The sequence below is a fragment of the Streptomyces sp. enrichment culture genome (assembly GCF_964273145.1).
Taxonomy (GTDB): domain Bacteria; phylum Actinomycetota; class Actinomycetes; order Streptomycetales; family Streptomycetaceae; genus Streptomyces.
Genome location: NZ_OZ186873.1, coordinates 2,689,021 through 2,703,847, shown reverse-complemented (window position 1 = coordinate 2,703,847; position 14,827 = coordinate 2,689,021). Strand labels below are relative to the sequence as shown.

The 14,827-nt window shown below is 73.6% G+C and carries 14 protein-coding genes; 8 read left to right on the top strand and 6 right to left on the bottom strand.

What is annotated here, in order from left to right:
* Positions 1–125 precede the first annotated feature (125 nt).
* Positions 126–380, bottom strand: a complete 255-nt coding sequence (locus ACSU6Z_RS12100) for a GntR family transcriptional regulator (RefSeq protein WP_437045149.1) — start codon at positions 378–380, stop codon at positions 126–128.
* Between the two features lie 322 nt (positions 381–702).
* On the opposite strand from ACSU6Z_RS12100, the gene ACSU6Z_RS12095 reads away from it, so the two are divergent.
* Both ACSU6Z_RS12095 and ACSU6Z_RS12090 read left to right on the top strand, forming a co-directional pair.
* Entirely contained in the window at positions 703–864 is a 162-nt protein-coding gene (locus ACSU6Z_RS12095) for a hypothetical protein (protein ID WP_437045147.1), read from the top strand.
* On the top strand, positions 861–1,145 hold the full coding sequence (locus ACSU6Z_RS12090; RefSeq protein WP_437045145.1) for a hypothetical protein: 285 nt from the start codon (positions 861–863) through the stop codon (positions 1,143–1,145). Before ACSU6Z_RS12095 ends, ACSU6Z_RS12090 begins: the two co-directional genes overlap by 4 nt.
* A gap of 117 nt (positions 1,146–1,262) precedes the next feature.
* Here the strand turns inward: ACSU6Z_RS12090 and ACSU6Z_RS12085 are convergent, their stop codons facing one another.
* Both ACSU6Z_RS12085 and ACSU6Z_RS12080 read right to left on the bottom strand, forming a co-directional pair.
* Positions 1,263–2,978: an IclR family transcriptional regulator domain-containing protein gene (locus ACSU6Z_RS12085; RefSeq protein WP_437045143.1), complete on the bottom strand. Its 1,716-nt coding sequence runs from the start codon at positions 2,976–2,978 to the stop codon at positions 1,263–1,265.
* Positions 2,979–3,100: 122 nt separating this feature from the next.
* Positions 3,101–4,408 (bottom strand): M6 family metalloprotease domain-containing protein, encoded by a 1,308-nt coding sequence (locus ACSU6Z_RS12080; RefSeq protein ID WP_437045141.1) that lies wholly within the window; start codon positions 4,406–4,408, stop codon positions 3,101–3,103.
* A 294-nt stretch (positions 4,409–4,702) separates the two neighbouring features.
* Here ACSU6Z_RS12080 and ACSU6Z_RS12075 point away from each other — a divergent pair, with 294 nt between their 5' ends.
* Together ACSU6Z_RS12075 and ACSU6Z_RS12070 are read left to right on the top strand one after the other, a co-directional pair.
* On the top strand, positions 4,703–5,347 hold the full coding sequence (locus ACSU6Z_RS12075) for a TetR/AcrR family transcriptional regulator (RefSeq protein WP_437045139.1): 645 nt from the start codon (positions 4,703–4,705) through the stop codon (positions 5,345–5,347).
* 210 nt (positions 5,348–5,557) lie between these two features.
* Positions 5,558–7,087: an MFS transporter gene (locus ACSU6Z_RS12070; protein WP_437045137.1), complete on the top strand. Its 1,530-nt coding sequence runs from the start codon at positions 5,558–5,560 to the stop codon at positions 7,085–7,087.
* A gap of 144 nt (positions 7,088–7,231) precedes the next feature.
* Here the strand turns inward: ACSU6Z_RS12070 and ACSU6Z_RS12065 are convergent, their stop codons facing one another.
* Both ACSU6Z_RS12065 and ACSU6Z_RS12060 read right to left on the bottom strand, forming a co-directional pair.
* A complete protein-coding gene (locus ACSU6Z_RS12065; RefSeq protein ID WP_437045135.1) occupies positions 7,232–7,747 on the bottom strand; it encodes a MarR family winged helix-turn-helix transcriptional regulator in 516 nt (171 codons plus the stop codon).
* A gap of 97 nt (positions 7,748–7,844) precedes the next feature.
* On the bottom strand, positions 7,845–8,363 hold the full coding sequence (locus ACSU6Z_RS12060; protein WP_437045133.1) for an N-acetyltransferase family protein: 519 nt from the start codon (positions 8,361–8,363) through the stop codon (positions 7,845–7,847).
* 234 nt (positions 8,364–8,597) lie between these two features.
* Between ACSU6Z_RS12060 and ACSU6Z_RS12055 the strand changes: the two genes are divergently transcribed.
* Positions 8,598–9,596 carry a sigma-70 family RNA polymerase sigma factor gene (locus ACSU6Z_RS12055; RefSeq protein ID WP_437045131.1) on the top strand — a complete coding sequence of 333 codons (999 nt, stop codon included), beginning with the start codon at positions 8,598–8,600 and terminating at the stop codon, positions 9,594–9,596.
* Between the two features lie 460 nt (positions 9,597–10,056).
* Here ACSU6Z_RS12055 and ACSU6Z_RS12050 read toward each other — a convergent pair whose 3' ends face one another.
* Entirely contained in the window at positions 10,057–11,082 is a 1,026-nt protein-coding gene (locus tag ACSU6Z_RS12050; protein ID WP_437045129.1) for a helix-turn-helix transcriptional regulator, read from the bottom strand.
* A 63-nt stretch (positions 11,083–11,145) separates the two neighbouring features.
* Between ACSU6Z_RS12050 and ACSU6Z_RS12045 the strand changes: the two genes are divergently transcribed.
* The 3 genes from ACSU6Z_RS12045 (at position 11,146) to pfkB (ending at position 14,732) form a co-directional block, all read left to right on the top strand.
* Positions 11,146–12,744 carry an MFS transporter gene (locus ACSU6Z_RS12045; RefSeq protein ID WP_437045127.1) on the top strand — a complete coding sequence of 533 codons (1,599 nt, stop codon included), beginning with the start codon at positions 11,146–11,148 and terminating at the stop codon, positions 12,742–12,744.
* Between the two features lie 282 nt (positions 12,745–13,026).
* On the top strand, positions 13,027–13,788 hold the full coding sequence (locus ACSU6Z_RS12040) for a DeoR/GlpR family DNA-binding transcription regulator (RefSeq protein ID WP_437045125.1): 762 nt from the start codon (positions 13,027–13,029) through the stop codon (positions 13,786–13,788).
* Positions 13,785–14,732: a 1-phosphofructokinase gene (gene pfkB, locus ACSU6Z_RS12035; protein WP_437045123.1), complete on the top strand. Its 948-nt coding sequence runs from the start codon at positions 13,785–13,787 to the stop codon at positions 14,730–14,732. Before ACSU6Z_RS12040 ends, pfkB begins: the two co-directional genes overlap by 4 nt.
* The last annotated feature ends 95 nt before the right edge of the window (positions 14,733–14,827 follow it).

Below are 14,827 nucleotides of genomic sequence, written 5' to 3'. Positions count from 1 at the left end.
AGGGTAGCGGATGCGTCCGCTCGGGGGTGGGGCGTGGGCCTGCGCTTTCCCGTGGCAGGGGAAGCGCGCGGTGGCCGGCGGGCGGGTGGAGCGCCCCGCCCACGGCTGGTCCGGGGAGGCTTCGCCTATGCGGAGGCCCCGGACGACGGCGGCAGAGGGTCCGCCACGAAAGTCCCGAGTCCGACCTCGCCCCGGGTCCAGCCCTGCTCGCGTACGTGACGCATGGCCTTCGCCGCCGTCGCGTTCACCACGCCGAACTCCTGGGCGATCTCCAGGGTGGACGGTACGCGGCTGCCCGGCGGGTACGTGCCGTCCTGGATGCGTCGGATGATCTCCGCTGCGATCTGCCTCCACAACGGACGCGTGCGATCAAGATCCATGATTTCAGCGTGGATTACTGCAGCATTCCACGCATCCGCAGTTATCTGCAGTTATCCACGCTATGGTGAGCTCCGAAAACAGAACGGCCCCGGCGGGAAGCGGCTACTTCCTTGCCAGGGCCTGAGCCGACTGAGTGGGAGTCGACCCATGCGCAGCCTACTGGCCGCAATTCCGCACCTCTTTCCGCCTCCCGGTGGAGCGCACCGCGCCGTCGCGCCGCCGCTCCCCACCGCCCGTGCGGCCGTTTCCGGGTGTCGTCCCGTGCTTTCGTGCACGTCCCGGCCGTTCCGCCTGTCCCGTTCGGCCTGTCCGCACACGGAGATGATCGCCATCGATGGTCTGCCGCTGGTCCGGCCGTACGTCGCCGTAGGGGAGCGCGAGCGGGACGGGCATGAGCGGTGGTGCTTTCAGGGGGAGCGGCGCCGGGTGGCAGTCCGCGCGGAGCCGGGCCGGGGCCGCTTCTCGGGGGAGGCCGCCGTATGAACGTGTGGCGTCCCCGCAGCATCGGCGTCGATCCGGCCACCGGCAAGGAGGCGTTCGTGGTCGCGCGCCCCGGCGGCTTCCTCGAGACGCTGGCAGACCTGCACGCCCTGGAGGCCGCCGCCGTGCTGGTGGCGGTCGTCGGTGCCGTACTGGAGTCGGGTGAGGCTTCGGACGTCGAACTCGCCGCCTTCGTGCCCCCGTTGCACGCGGCGCTTGACGAATGCGTCGGCATGATGGCGGATCGGGTGGATCGCGCCGGCGTCGGAGCGGAGGCGGAGTGAGGGAACGGGACTCCCACCGCCCGGGATCCTCAGGCCCCGGCCGTGTCCGGGGCGGGTCCGGCGTACGGCGGCCCTCACGGCACCCGCCGCAGAAGCCGTGGCGGCGTCCCCGCGGGGTCAGGTCAGGGGCACCCGTCTGAATCTCCCCGCCACCCGCAGGTCGCCCTCGATCCGGCCCGCCGTCTCCATCAGCTCCGGCAGGATCTCGTCGACGCACGCCTCCAGCGTCCGCCGGGCCGCGTGCATCGCCACGTTCACCGCGGCCACCGCCCGGCCCGTGCCGTCGCGGACCGGGACCGCGATCGAGCGCAGGCCCTCCTCCAGCTCCTGGTCGGTCAGGGCGTAGCCCTGCGCCCGGACCCGTTCCAGCACGCGGGCCAGCTCCGCGGCGTCGGTGACCGTGTACGGGGTGAGGGGGCGCGGGTCGCCGAGGGCGCGGCCCGGTTCGGGCAGGTCGGCCAGCAGGACGCGGCCCAGGGCGGTGGCGTACGCCGGCTGCCGGGTGCCCACCGTGATGTCGACGCTCATCACACGGCTCGGGGTCACCCGCGCCGTGTACCGGATGTCGGCGCCCGGGCCGGGGCCGGTCGTCTCGCCGCGGTCCGGCGCCGGACGGTCCGACAGGACGGCCAGGGAGGCCGACTCCTGGACGCGGTCCGCCAGGGCGGCCAGGTGGGGCTGGGCGATCTGGGGGAGGCTCGTACGGGAGAGGGGCGGGAAGCCGAGGGAGAGGACCCGGGGGGTGAGGGTGAACGTGCGGCCGGGGGCCGGCGCCACCAGGCCCGCGTACTCGTACGTGATCAGTGCCCGGCGGGCCGTCGCCCGGGCCAGGCCCGTGGCCCTCGCGACCTCGGCGAGGGTCAGCTCCGCCCGGCCCTCGCCGAAGGCGGTCAGGACGGTGAGGCCGCGCGCCAGCGACTCGACGAACTCCCGGCCCAGTTCCTGCTTCGACGCGCCCGTCCAGGTGGCCAGGCCCGAGGGGGCCGCGCCGGGTACCGGCGGCGGCGCGGTGCGCAGGTCGTCCTCCATGCGGGCCACCGCCGACCGCAGGCGCGGGAGGAGGGCCTCGCGCAGCTCCTCGGCCGTGTGGCGGCTGGTGTGGCTCACCACGCTCGCCACGCACGCCACCCGGCCGGTGCGGGGGTCGCGCACCGGTACGGACACGGCGACCAGGCCCGGCTCGATCAACTGGTCGTCCAGCGCCCAGCCCTCGGCCGCCGCCCGCGCCGTACGCCGTTCGAAGTCGGCGTCGGGGGCGGGCCGTTCGGCGGGGGGTACGGCGGGGAAGCCGTGGTCGTGCGGGTCGGCCGCCCGGCGGGCGCGCCAGCGACGCCAGTCGGCGTCCGTCCACTCGGTCGCGAACAGCGGGCCCGGCGCGGTGCGTTCGGCCGGGAGCAGGTCGCCGATGCGGAAGCTCAGGGACATCGCGCGGCGGCGGGTCGCCTGGTGGATGAAGCGGATGCCGTCCCGGTCGCCGACCGCCAGGGACACCGACTCGTCCAGCTCGTCGGCGAGGGCGTCCGCGCGCGCGTCCAGCAGGGCGGGCAGGCGCAGGGCGGCCAGGTAGGCGTTGCCCAGCTCCATCAGGCGGGGGGCGAGGGTGACGTCCCGGCCGTCCGGACGGACGTACCCCATGCGGGAGAGGGTCGCCGTGACGCGGTCGACCGTGGAGCGGGCCAGGCCGGTGGCCCGTTCCAGGTCGCTGAGGCTGAGCGTGCCGCCCGCCTCGGTCAGCCGCCGCAGTACGGCGAGACCGCGCAGCAGCGGGGCGACCGCCTCGGCGGGTGCGGCGCCGGCGCCCTCGGGGGTGTCCATCGGGGTCATGGGGGGCATCGGGTCTTTCGGTGCGGCGGTCGGGCGTCCGTCGGGTCGGGGAGGGCCCCTACGGTAGTCCGCCGGTCCCCGTGCCGGTCCCTCCGCCGGTTCCCCCGCCGGTCCCTGGACCGGTGTGGGGGTCAGTTCCGTGTCACCCGTATCCGGTGGTCCCCCGACAGGTCGGCTCCCGCCACCACGATCGTGATGCCCCGGTGGGGGTCCTTGAAGGTCTCACCGGGGGTGAAGGCGGCGTCGGAGAGTTCCGCGTGCACGTTCGGGGCGCGGGTGCAGCCGCCGCTGTCGCGACGGGAGTCGTACACCCGCACCGGGCCCATCCCGGTGTCCACGTCCGCGTCGACCTTGTAGACCAGTACGCCCGGCCGGCACACCACCTCGTCGTTGCCGCCGCGGGTGCGCAGTTCGACGGCGTAGCCGGAGCGGGCGTCCAGGGGGACGAAGACCAGTTTCGAGCCGCCCGCGCGGGCGAGCGGGGTCAGGGTGTACTCCCGCGTGCCGGGCGCCGCCGCGCAGTGCACCTGGGCCGCGTCCAGCCAGCCCAGCTTCCACTTGTGCCAGCCGAGCAGGTCGTTGTTGGCGCCCCAGTCCTCGCTCATGATGTCCCAGTGGCCGACCGCGCCCCCGCCCTCCTGGGTGTAGAGGTCGGGCAGGCCGAAGACGTGGCCGTTCTCGTGCGGCAGGACGCGGTAGCCGGTCCTGCGGTAGGAGCCGGAGCCGTCGTCCTGGCGGGAGTAGACGAAGGACGCGTTCGCGACCGGGACGCCGTCGGCGACCGGCGCCTCGGGGTTGCCGGCGAAGGTGACGGACAGGACCGTGTCCAGGGCGGAGGGGCCCGCGTTCGGGGTGACCAGCACGTTCATCAGGTCGTACGCGCGGAAGTCGATCTTCGTGTCGGACATCGCCACGATGTCCTGGACCAGTTCCCGGTAGCCGGGGTCGAAGGGGGCGCCGCGCTCTATGCCGTACTCCCGGAACGGCTTCGGCATGCGCAGCCAGTCGCGGATCGGCGTCTCGGGGCGGTAGTCGAGACGGCCGTAGGAGCTGGTGCGGAACCACTGCTCGGTCTGCGGGAAGAACTCGCCGTAACGGGCCAGGGCGCTGCCCTGGCCGGGCGCGTCGGGGAAGTCGACCATCAGGGTCAGGGCGCGGACGGTGCCGGTGGAGCGGGCGTAACCGCCGGAGGTGGGGACGCCCTCCGACATCTGGACCTCGGGGCCGCCGCTGATCATGCAGGGGCCGTGCGCGGAGGAACGGGAGAGGGGGACGGGGCCCGCGCCGGCCGGTGTGGTGCCGGGGGTGAGGGGGCCGGTGCCGGCGGAGCTGCTGACGGCGAGGGTGAGGGCGGTGACGGACGCGAGGGCGGTCACGCGGCGGGAGTTCGGCAGGGCGGCCGGGCGGGGGAGGCGTATCCGACGGCGCTGGGCCTGCATGCGGACCTCCCGGGCCACCACGGCAGCCGCCGGTCTCCGGCTGCACCCCTTGCGATCACCCTGGTCCGGAGGGTGCGCGGGCGCGCGCTGGAGGAGACCGATCGTGGGTTTCCCGCCGGTAGCCCGCACTTGGCGTGTGGTGCAGGTCACAGGAGGATGTTCGGCGCGGTGGAAATAACCGGGGATCGGTTCCCCGTTTAGCCGAGTGTCCGAGCGAAACGGGGACTCGGTCCCCGGATCGTGACCGCCACGCTCCCTCCGAGCTCTTCCGCGCCCCTCCCGAAGGAGTACGCCGTGCAGACCGCCTCCCCCGTGCCGCACAAGGCGACCCGGCCGCGCGCCGACGCCCTGCGCAACCGGGAGCGGATCGTCACCGCCGCCCGGGAGATGTTCGTCGAACACGGCCCCGACGTGCCGTTCGACGAGATCGCCCGCCGGGCCGGCGTCGGCAACGCCACGGTGTACCGCAACTTCCCGGACCGCGACGCCCTCGTCCGCGAGGTCGTCTGCTCGGTCATGGACCGCACGGCGCAGGCGGCCGAGGACGCGCTCGCGGAGAACGGCGACGCCTTCGCGGTGCTGGAGCACTTCGTGCACACCGCCGCCGACGAACGGATCAGCGCCCTGTGCCCGATGATGTCCAGCACCTTCGACCGGCACCACCCCGACCTCGTCGCCGCCCGTGAACGGATCGACCGGCTCGTCGCCGAGATCATGGACCGGGCCAAGGCGGCCGGGCAGCTCCGCGCCGACGTGGACGTCGGCGACCTGATGGTCGCCACCGCCCAGCTCAGCCGCCCGCCGGCCGGCACGTCGTGCTTCCGGGTCGACCGCTTCGTCCACCGCCACCTGCAGCTGTTCCTGGACGGGCTGCGGGCACCCGCCCGCTCCGCCCTGCCGGGAACCGCCGTGACCCTGGAGGACCTGCGCCAGACCTGACCGATCAGTTCAGCGCTCCCCAGCCGCCGCTCCCGGTCCCGTGCCGGGCGCCGGCCCCCTCCCGGCTCCTCCTCCGGGACCGAGTCCCGAGTTCTCCTCCACGTCGTCCTCCGTTCCCGGCGTCGCGTCTCGCCCGCCCCCTATCGACCGTCCGAAGTACCTGAAGCTCCGAAGTCCGGAAAGCTCCGAAGTCCCGAAGTGGGTACATCCATGTCTGAAACAGCCGCAAAGGCTCCCGGCGCCGCCGATCCCGGCCGCTGGAAGGCGCTCGTCTTCATCGCGCTCGCCCAGCTGATGGTCGTCCTCGACTCGACCATCGTGAACATCGCCCTCCCCTCCGCCCAGCAGGACCTCGGCATCTCCGACGGCAACCGGCAGTGGGTCGTCACGGCCTACGCCCTCGCCTTCGGCGGCCTGCTGCTGTTCGGCGGCCGGATAGCCGACCTGTGGGGCCGCAAGCGCACGTTCGTCACCGGCCTGGCCGGCTTCGCCGCCGCCTCCGCGCTGGGCGGCGCGGCCACCAACGAGGCCATGATGTTCGGCTCCCGCGCCCTCCAGGGCGCCTTCGGCGCGCTGCTCGCGCCCGCCGCGCTCTCCCTGCTCGCCGTGATGTTCACGGACGCCAGGGAGCGTGCCAAGGCGTTCGGCATCTACGGCGCCATCGCCGGTGGCGGCGCCGCCGTCGGCCTGATCCTCGGCGGTTTCCTCACCGAGTACCTGAACTGGCGCTGGACGTTCTTCGTCAACATCCCGTTCGCCCTGGTCGCCGCGGCGGGCGCCTGGTTCGTCATCCGGGAGCCGGAGGGCAGCCGCAACCGCTCGGCGCTCGACATCCCCGGCGTCGTCCTGTCCACCCTGGGCCTGGTCGCGCTCGTCTACGGCTTCACCCGCGCCGAGTCCGAGGGCTGGGGCGAGGGCGTGACGATCGGCATGTTCGTCGCCTCCGCCGTGCTGCTGCTGGCCTTCGTGCTGGTCGAGTCGCGGGTCAAGGCCCCGCTGCTGCCGCTGCGCGTGGTCACCGACCGCAACCGCGGCGGTGTCTACCTCTCGCTCGGCCTCGCGATCATCGCGATGTTCGGCCTGTTCCTGTTCCTCACGTACTACCTGCAGGTCGTGAAGGGCTACTCGCCGGTGAGGACCGGCTTCGCCTTCCTGCCGATGGTCGCGGGCATGATCACGGGCTCCACCCAGATCGGCGCCCGCCTGCTGACCCGCGTCCCGCCGCGGCTGCTGATGGGCCCCGGCTTCCTGACCGCCGCCGTCGGCATGCTGCTGCTGACCCGGCTGGAGATCGGCACGTCCTACGCCGGCGTGCTGCTGCCCGGCATGCTGCTGCTGGGCCTCGGCATGGGTACGGCGTTCATGCCGGCCATGTCCATGGCCACGCAGGGCGTCCGCCCGCAGGACGCCGGTGTCGCCTCCGCGATGGTCAACACCTCGCAGCAGGTGGGCGGCGCCATCGGCACCGCGCTGCTGAACACGATCGCGGCCTCCGCGACCACGTCCTACATCACCGGCCACATCGGCTCGGCGGCCTCCCCGTCGCAGCAGCAGCTGGTCCGGCTGGAGGGCATGGTGCAGGGCTACACCAGCGCCATCTGGTTCGCCGTCGGCATCCTCGTCGCGGCGGCGGCCATCGCCCTGACCTTCGTCAACGCCGGACGGCCGAACATGTCCGCGGCGACCGGGTCCGGTGAGGGCGCCGAGGACGAGGTGCGGGTGCCGGTCGTCGCCCACTGACGGCGACGCTCCGGACGCGTCCCCGCGGACGCGCCCCCCGGGCCGCCTCGCCACGCCGCGCCTCGTGCGGCGGGGGAGGCGGTTTTCCGCGCGGGCCGGTGGTCGCGGGCCGCCGGCCGCGGATCGGCGGTCGCGGACCGGCGGTCAGCGCAGCCAGGGCAGGTCCGCGCCCGATTCGCTGGGCTGGAGTCCCTCGGCGATGATCCTCATGATCTCGCCGAGGGACTTCTGCTGCTCGGGGGAGAGACGGTCGAACACCGCCTGGCGCACGGCGTCCACGTGACCCGGCGCGGTCCGGCGCAGCACCTCGTGTCCCTCGTCCGTGAGCACGGCGAACTGGCCCCGCTTGTCGGAGGGGCAGTCCTCGCGGCGTACCCAGCCGCTCTTCTCCAGGCGGGCGACGGCGTGCGAGAGGCGGGAGCGGGTGATCTTCGCGTGCCGGGCCAGCTCCGTCATCCGCAGCCGTCGGCGCGGGGACTCGGCGAGCTTGACGAGCAGGCCGTAGTAGATGTGCGGCATGCCGGCGTCGCGCTGGAGCTGGCGGTCCAGGTGGTCCTCCAGCAGGGTGGCGGCCTCGATGTACGAGCGCCAGACGCGCTGCTCCTCGTCGGTGAGCCAGCGGGGCTCCTGCGTGGATGCGGATGCGGGTGCCGTGTTCATGTGTCCCACTCTACGAGACCTGTATTTTAAAGTTAAACAAACAAGGCGCGGGGCCGGCCGGCGGTCCGCGCGGTCCGGCCGGCGGGGACGAGGCGAACTACAGGGGCTTCTCGTACCAGGCGACGTCCCAGTACCTGCCGAACTTGCGGCCGACCTGCTCGTATGTGCCGACGTACCGGAAGCCGAAGCGCTCGTGCAGCCGGGTCGACGCCTCGTTGGGCTGCGCGATGCCCGCGTAGGCCCGGTGCAGGTCCTCGCCGGCCAGCGCCTCGAACAGGGACGCGTAGAGCAGCGTGCCGATGCCGCGCCGGCCCGCGTGCGGGGCGACGTACACCGTGGTCTCCACGGACGTGGAGTAGGCGGGCTTCGGGCGGTGGGGGCTCGATGTGGCGTACCCCAGGACGTCCTGTGACTCCGCGTCCGTGGCAACCATCAGCCGGTACGGCCCGTCCTCAGGGTGGGAGAGCAGCCAGGGGCGGCGCTCCTCGGGCGTGAAGACCTCGGTGTCGAACGTGACGGGCGTCTCACTCACGTAGTGGTTGTAGAGGTCGGTGAGGGCCGCGAGGTCCTCCTCGGCTCCCGGTCTGACCTGGACCTCCGTGGCTTCGTGCCGCATCACGCCTCCTCGTGTGGCGGCACAGGGTACTGCATGATCAGAAAAATTGAGGGGCGGCTTGGGAATTCTGTCCGGATTCCAGTCGTTGTTTCCCTCGGATGCAGGGCACCCGTGGAGAGTCCGGAGACAGGTCCGGAGACGTCCGCGGACGTGCCGAACGTCCGAAGGACCACCCGCTGACCCTCCTCCAGCGCCTCAAGGGCCTGGAGGGACCCCAGACGCAAGGGAGCACGCATGGCAACCCGTGCCGTCGCCCGTCGTCAGTCCGCCACCGGCGAGACGGCCGACTCGGCAAGCAGCGTTCGCGCCACCAGCGGCGAGCTCGCGGACCGCGATCTGGTCGGTATGTACCTCGACGAGATCGCGCGGACCCCGCTGCTCGACGCCGCGAAGGAGGTCGAGCTGTCCCAGATCATCGAGGCGGGTGTGTTCGCGCGGCAGGTCCTCGACGGCTACGAGGAGACCGGGGCGGACGCCACCCGCGAGGAACTGGAGGCCCTGGTCGCCGAGGGCGAGCGGGCCAAGGACATCTTCATCCGCTCCAACCTCCGGCTGGTCGTCGCCGTCGCCCGCCGCTACCCCCGCAGCGGTCTGCCCCTGCTCGACCTGATCCAGGAGGGCAACGCCGGCCTGGTGCGCGCGGTGGAGAAGTTCGACTACCGCAAGGGCTTCAAGTTCTCGACGTACGCCACCTGGTGGATCCGCCAGGCGATCACGCGCTCGATCGCGGACCAGTCGCGCACCATCCGGCTGCCCGTCCACCTGGTGGAGGAACTGGGCCGGATCCGGCGCGTGCAGCGCGAGTTCAACCGCGAGCACGGCCGCGAGCCGGAGCCCGCGGAGATCGCCGCCGAGCTCGGCTCCACGCCGGAGCGCGTCACCGACGTGCTCGACTGGGCCCGTGACCCGGTCTCGCTGAACATGTCGGTGGACGACGAGGGCGAGACCCAGTTCGGCGACCTGCTGGAGGACACCTCCGCGGTGTCGCCCGAGCAGTCGGTGCTGACGCTGCTGCGCAGCGAGGAGCTCGACAGCCTCATCGGCCGCCTCGACCCGCGCACGGCCTCCATCATCAAGATGCGGTACGGCATCGAGGACGGCCGGGAGCGCACGCTGACCGAGGTCGGCAAGGAGCACGGCCTGACGCGCGAGCGCATCCGCCAGATCGAGAAGCACGCGCTGCTGGAGCTGAAGAAGCTGGCCCGCGACACCGGGTTCGAAGCGGCGGCGTGACGCGCCGCGCGTCGTGCGGCCCGCCGGGCCGTACGGCCGGCCGGCCCGGGCCGTACGGCCGGTCCGGCGGGACCGGTAGGCCGGGGTGGACCCGATGGGCACGGTGGACCCGGCAGGCCCGGCGCGGCCGGCGGGCGTGGGGTGGCGTACTCGGCGGCGATGGCGTGCGCCGGGTGGCGAAAGACCGCGCAAACATGGCCGTGTAACGCTGCTTCAACCGTTCGGACGCCGGGAACAAGAGTATCGGGCCCGCCGGTTCGGAGGAGCCGAGGACCCACGGGACCGGGCGACTCCGTACGTCCGGTTCCACCGCCCCAGGCCGGGGTCGTGTTCCCCGCCTGTCCGAGAGCCACGTCCCGACGCTTCCCCCCCCAGCGCCGGGACTCTCCCCGAGCCGGGCTCGGCGCTCCTTCCCCCCGGGCGCCGCAGCCCGGCTCCCCCCTTTTCCTCCCGGGTCTTCTCACGGTTGCTCGGTCCTCTCGTCGCCCCTCCGGCCCCCGGGGGAGGGGACCGCCGCCTTCCTCCCCGCCGCCGCCCGGACCAGCCGTCCCCCCAACTCGCTCACGCACCGCACCAGTTCCTCCGGCTCCCGCACCCGGAAGTCCAGGCCCAGCATGGCCAGCCGTATCGCCATCCACTCCGGGGAGTCCGACACCGTGGCCCGCAGCACGCACGAACCGCCGTCCACGGCTTCCAGGGGCCCGAGCCGGCCGGGCAGCCGGGCCGCCACGGTCCGCGCCGGCGCGTCGAACGCGACGACCACCTCGTAGGAGTCGTTGCGCCGCCGCATCGACTGCCGCAGGTACTCCGCCGCACTCCCCGTCGGCAGCTCCCGCGGGGCGAACCGGGCCCCGGTCGCGAACGGCTCGCTCACCCGGTCGACCCGGAAGGTGCGCCAGTCGGCGCGGTCGACGTCGTACGCCACGAGGTACCACTGCCGTCCCGTCGACACCAGCCGGTACGGCTCGGTCAGGCGCCGCGACCCGGTGCCGTCCCCGGCGCGGTAGGCGAACCGCAGCCGCTCCCGCCCGGCCACCGCCGAGGCCATCACGGTCAGCGTCTCGGGCGCGATGCCCGGGCCGTCCCCGTGGGTCAGCGGCGTCACCGCGGCCTGGAGGGTCGCCACCCGGTGCCGCAGCCGGGACGGCAGCACCTGCTCCAGTTTGGCCAGCGCCCGCACCGACGCCTCGTCCACGCCCTCGACCGCGTGTCCCGCCCCGGCGCGCAGCCCGACCGCGATCGCCACCGCCTCCTCGTCGTCGAGCACGAGCGGCGGCATGGCCTTCCCGGCGACCAGCCGGTAGCCGCCGTCGGCGCCCTTGGTCGCCTGCACGGGATAACCGAGCTCGCGCAGCCGGCCGATGTCCCGCCGGACCGTGCGGCGGGAGACCTCGAGCCGCTCGGCGAGCTCGCCGCCGGGCCATTCACGGGGCGTCTGGAGGAGGGAGAGCAACGTCAGGAGCCGGGCCGGAGTATCCGTCGTCATGCGTCCGAGCATGTCGCAGCAATAGGACGCGATCCGTCCTACAGGCGGCCTAGTTTCGAGGGCATGTCCTTCAGCGAGAAGCAGAACGCCGCCACGGGGCGGCCGAACGGGGCCGCCCGGCCCGATCACCGCGACCGGTCCGGCCGGCCGGACCACCCCGCCTCCGGCGGCGGGGCGGGTGCCGGGGACCGGCGCCGCTGGTTCGCCCTCGCGATCGTCATGACCGCGGCCTTCATGGACCTGGTCGACGTCACGATCGTCAACATCGCCATCCCGTCCATCCAGCGGAACGAGGGCGCCTCTTTCGGCCAGATCCAGTGGATCACCGCCGGGTACGCGCTCGCCTTCGCCGCCGGCCTGATCACCGGTGGCCGGCTCGGCGACATCCACGGCCGCAAGCGGATCTTCCTTCTCGGCATCGGCGGGTTCACGATCGCCTCCGCGCTGTGCGGCCTGGCCGTGAACCCGGAGATGCTGGTCGCCTCGCGCATCCTGCAGGGCGCCACGGCGGCGCTGATGGTGCCGCAGGTCCTGTCGATCGTGCACGCCACCTTCCCGGCGCACGAACGCGGCAAGGTCTTCGGCCTGTTCGGCGTGGTCGTCGGCCTGGGCTCGGTATCCGGCCCGCTGCTCGGCGCGCTGCTGACCGAGTGGAACCTGTTCGGGCTGGAGTGGCGGCCCATCTTCCTCATCAACCTGCCGGTCGGCCTCGCCGGTCTGGTGCTCGGCAGCCGCTTCATCACCGAGTCCAAGGCACCGCGCACCCTGAAGCTGGACCTGGTGGGCGTCGCCCTGGTCACCCTCGGCCTGCTGATGCTGCTCTACCCCCTCACCCGCGGCCGCGAGCTGGGCTGGCCGCTGTGGGGGTACGTCTCGATGGCCGGCGCGTTCGGCGTCTTCGCGGTGCTCGTGGCCCACGAGCGGCGCAAGGCCGCGCGGGACGGCTCCCCGCTGGTCGAGCTGTCGCTGTTCGGGGTGAAGAGCTTCGCCGCGGGCATCGCCGTCCAGACCGTCTTCGGGATCGGGCTCGGCATCTTCTTCCTGGTGTGGACGCTGTACCTGCAGATGGGACTGGGCTGGAGCCCGCTGAAGGCCGGTCTGACCGGCGTGCCGTTCTCGATCGCCGTGTCCGTGGCCGCCGGGTTGTCGGTGCAGAAGCTGGTCCCGCGCTTCGGGCGCAAGGTGCTCCAGGCGGGCGCGCTGACGTTCGCGGCCGGCGTGCTGCTCTACGCGGAGCAGTCCGGCCGGTACGGCCTCGGCATCACCCCGTGGCGGATGGCGCTGCCGCTGGTGGTGATGGGCGCGGGCATGGGCCTGATCGTGGCCCCGCTGACGGACGCGGTGCTGTCGGAGGTGCCGCGTGAGCACGCGGGGGCGGCTTCGGGCCTGGTCAACACCGTGCAGCAGATGGGCAACGCGCTCGGCCTCGGCCTGGTGTCGGTGGTGTTCTTCGGCGTGATCGGCGACCACCCGGCGCCGTCCCGGATCGGCCCGGCGTACGTGGACGGCTTCCGGCACGCGCTGGGCTGGGTGGCCGCCGTGATGGGCGCCATCTTCCTGCTGATGTTCGCGCTGCCGAAGCGGCCGGCGCGGCATGTGGAGGGACCGGCCGGGGAACAGCGGCCGGCGGAGCCGGGGAAGGAACCGGTGCCGGCGTCCTGATCCGGGGCGCGACGCGACACGGCGGGCCCGGCGCATCGGCGCCGGGCCCCCGCCATGTCACCGCTCTCCCCGCTCCTCCCGGCCTTCTCCGGTCGGCCCCGGCCCTACCCGCCCTCCCCGCTTCTCCCGCTCCTTGCCGCCCCCCGCCACCCCGCCTACGACGAACGCCCATTTGTGCCCGTACTGCGCCCGCCTCTGCCCGAAGGTGTTTACTTTTCGGACATCCCGACGTAGCCTCCGAAGTGAAACCACACATTCGGGCACGGCCGGAGGCAAACGGACATGTACGCGCCGGAGCGGCAGCAGGAGATCCTCCGGCTCGCCCGGGACGGCGGCCGGGTGGACGTGCTGTCGCTGGCCGAGACGTTCCAGGTGACGGCGGAGACCATCCGCCGCGACCTGAAGGCCCTCGACCGCGCCGGGCTCGTCCGCCGGGTGCACGGCGGTGCCATCCCGGCCGGGCGCCTCGACTTCGAGCCGGACCTCGCCGAGCGCGAGTCGACCGCCGCCGGCGAGAAGGACCGCATCGCCCAGGCGGCCCTCGCGGAACTGCCCGCCGGGGGCACGGTCATCCTCGACGCCGGTACGACGGTGGCGCGGCTCGCCGCCGCCCTCCCCCTGGAGGCGTCCCTCACCGTCGTCACCCACAGCCTGCCCATCGCGGCCCGCCTCGCGGACCACCCCGGCATCCAGCTCCACCTCGTCGGAGGCCGCGTCCGGCACCGTACCCGCGCCGCCGTGGACGCCTGGGCGCTGCGCGCGTACGGCGAGATCCGCGCCGACGTCCTCTTCGTCGCCGCCAACGGCTTCTCCGCCGAGCACGGGCTGACCACCCCCGACCTCGCCGAGGCCGCCGTCAAGCGGGCCGCCGTGGCCGCCGCCCGCCGGGTCGTCCTGCTCGCCGACTCCACCAAGCACGGCCAGGAGCACTTCGCCCGCTTCGGCGGTCTGGGCGACGTGGACCTGCTGGTCACCGACAGCGGGCTGAGCCCCGACGACACCGCCGCCATCGAGAGCGGCGGCACGGAAGTGGTACGCGCATGATCCTCACCGTCACCCCCAATCCGTCCCTGGACCGCACCTACGAGATCCCCTCCCTCGCCCGCGGCGAGGTCGTCCGTGCCGGCGGCGAGCGGATGGACCCGGGCGGCAAGGGCGTCAACGTCTCCCGCGCGGTCGCCGCCGCCGGACAGCGCACGGTCGCGGTCCTGCCCCTGGGCGGGGCGCCGGGCGCCCTCGTCGCCGACCTGCTCGACGCGCAGGGCATCGAGGTCGCCCCGGTACCGGTCGCCGGGGCCACCCGTTCCAACATCGCCCTCGCGGAGGCGGACGGCGTCCTGACGAAGATCAACGCGCCGGGGCCGGAGCTGTCGGAGGGCGAGCGGGAACTGCTCCTGGAGACGGTCCGGCGGCACGCGGACGGCGCCGACTGGATCGCCTGCTGCGGCAGCCTGCCCCGCGGGCTCGCCCCGTCCTGGTACGCCGACCTGGTCGCGCGGGCGCACACCGCCGGCGTCCGCATCGCGCTGGACACCTCCGGGCCCGCGCTGCTGCACGCGCTGCGCGAGCGGCCCGACGTGGTGAAGCCCAACGCCGACGAACTCGCCGAGGCCGTCGGGCGTCCCCTGGCCACCGTCGGCGACGCGCTGAAGGCGGCCGAGGAACTGCGCGGACGCGGCGCCCGAGCCGTACTCGCCAGCCTGGGCGCCGACGGGCAGCTGCTCGTGGACGACGCGGGCAGCTGGTACGGCCACGCACGCGTGGACGCCGTGCGCAGCAACGTCGGCGCCGGTGACGCCTCCCTCGCCGGATTCCTCGTCGCGGGCGGCACCGGACCCGAGGCGCTCGCCTCCGCGGTCGCCCACGGCGCCGCGGCCGTCGGGCTGCCCGGCAGCGTGATGCCGGCGCCGGACGACCTGGACCCGGCCGCGGTGACGGTCACGGACCGGGTGCCGGTGGACCGCGCCCTGACGGAGCCGGCGTCATGACCGCCCCCCGCCCCACCGCCCCTCACCCCTCGGCCCTCCCCGGCGGCCCCCACCCCCTGGCCCCCGCCCCCACCCCCACCCCCGTCACCCTCCCC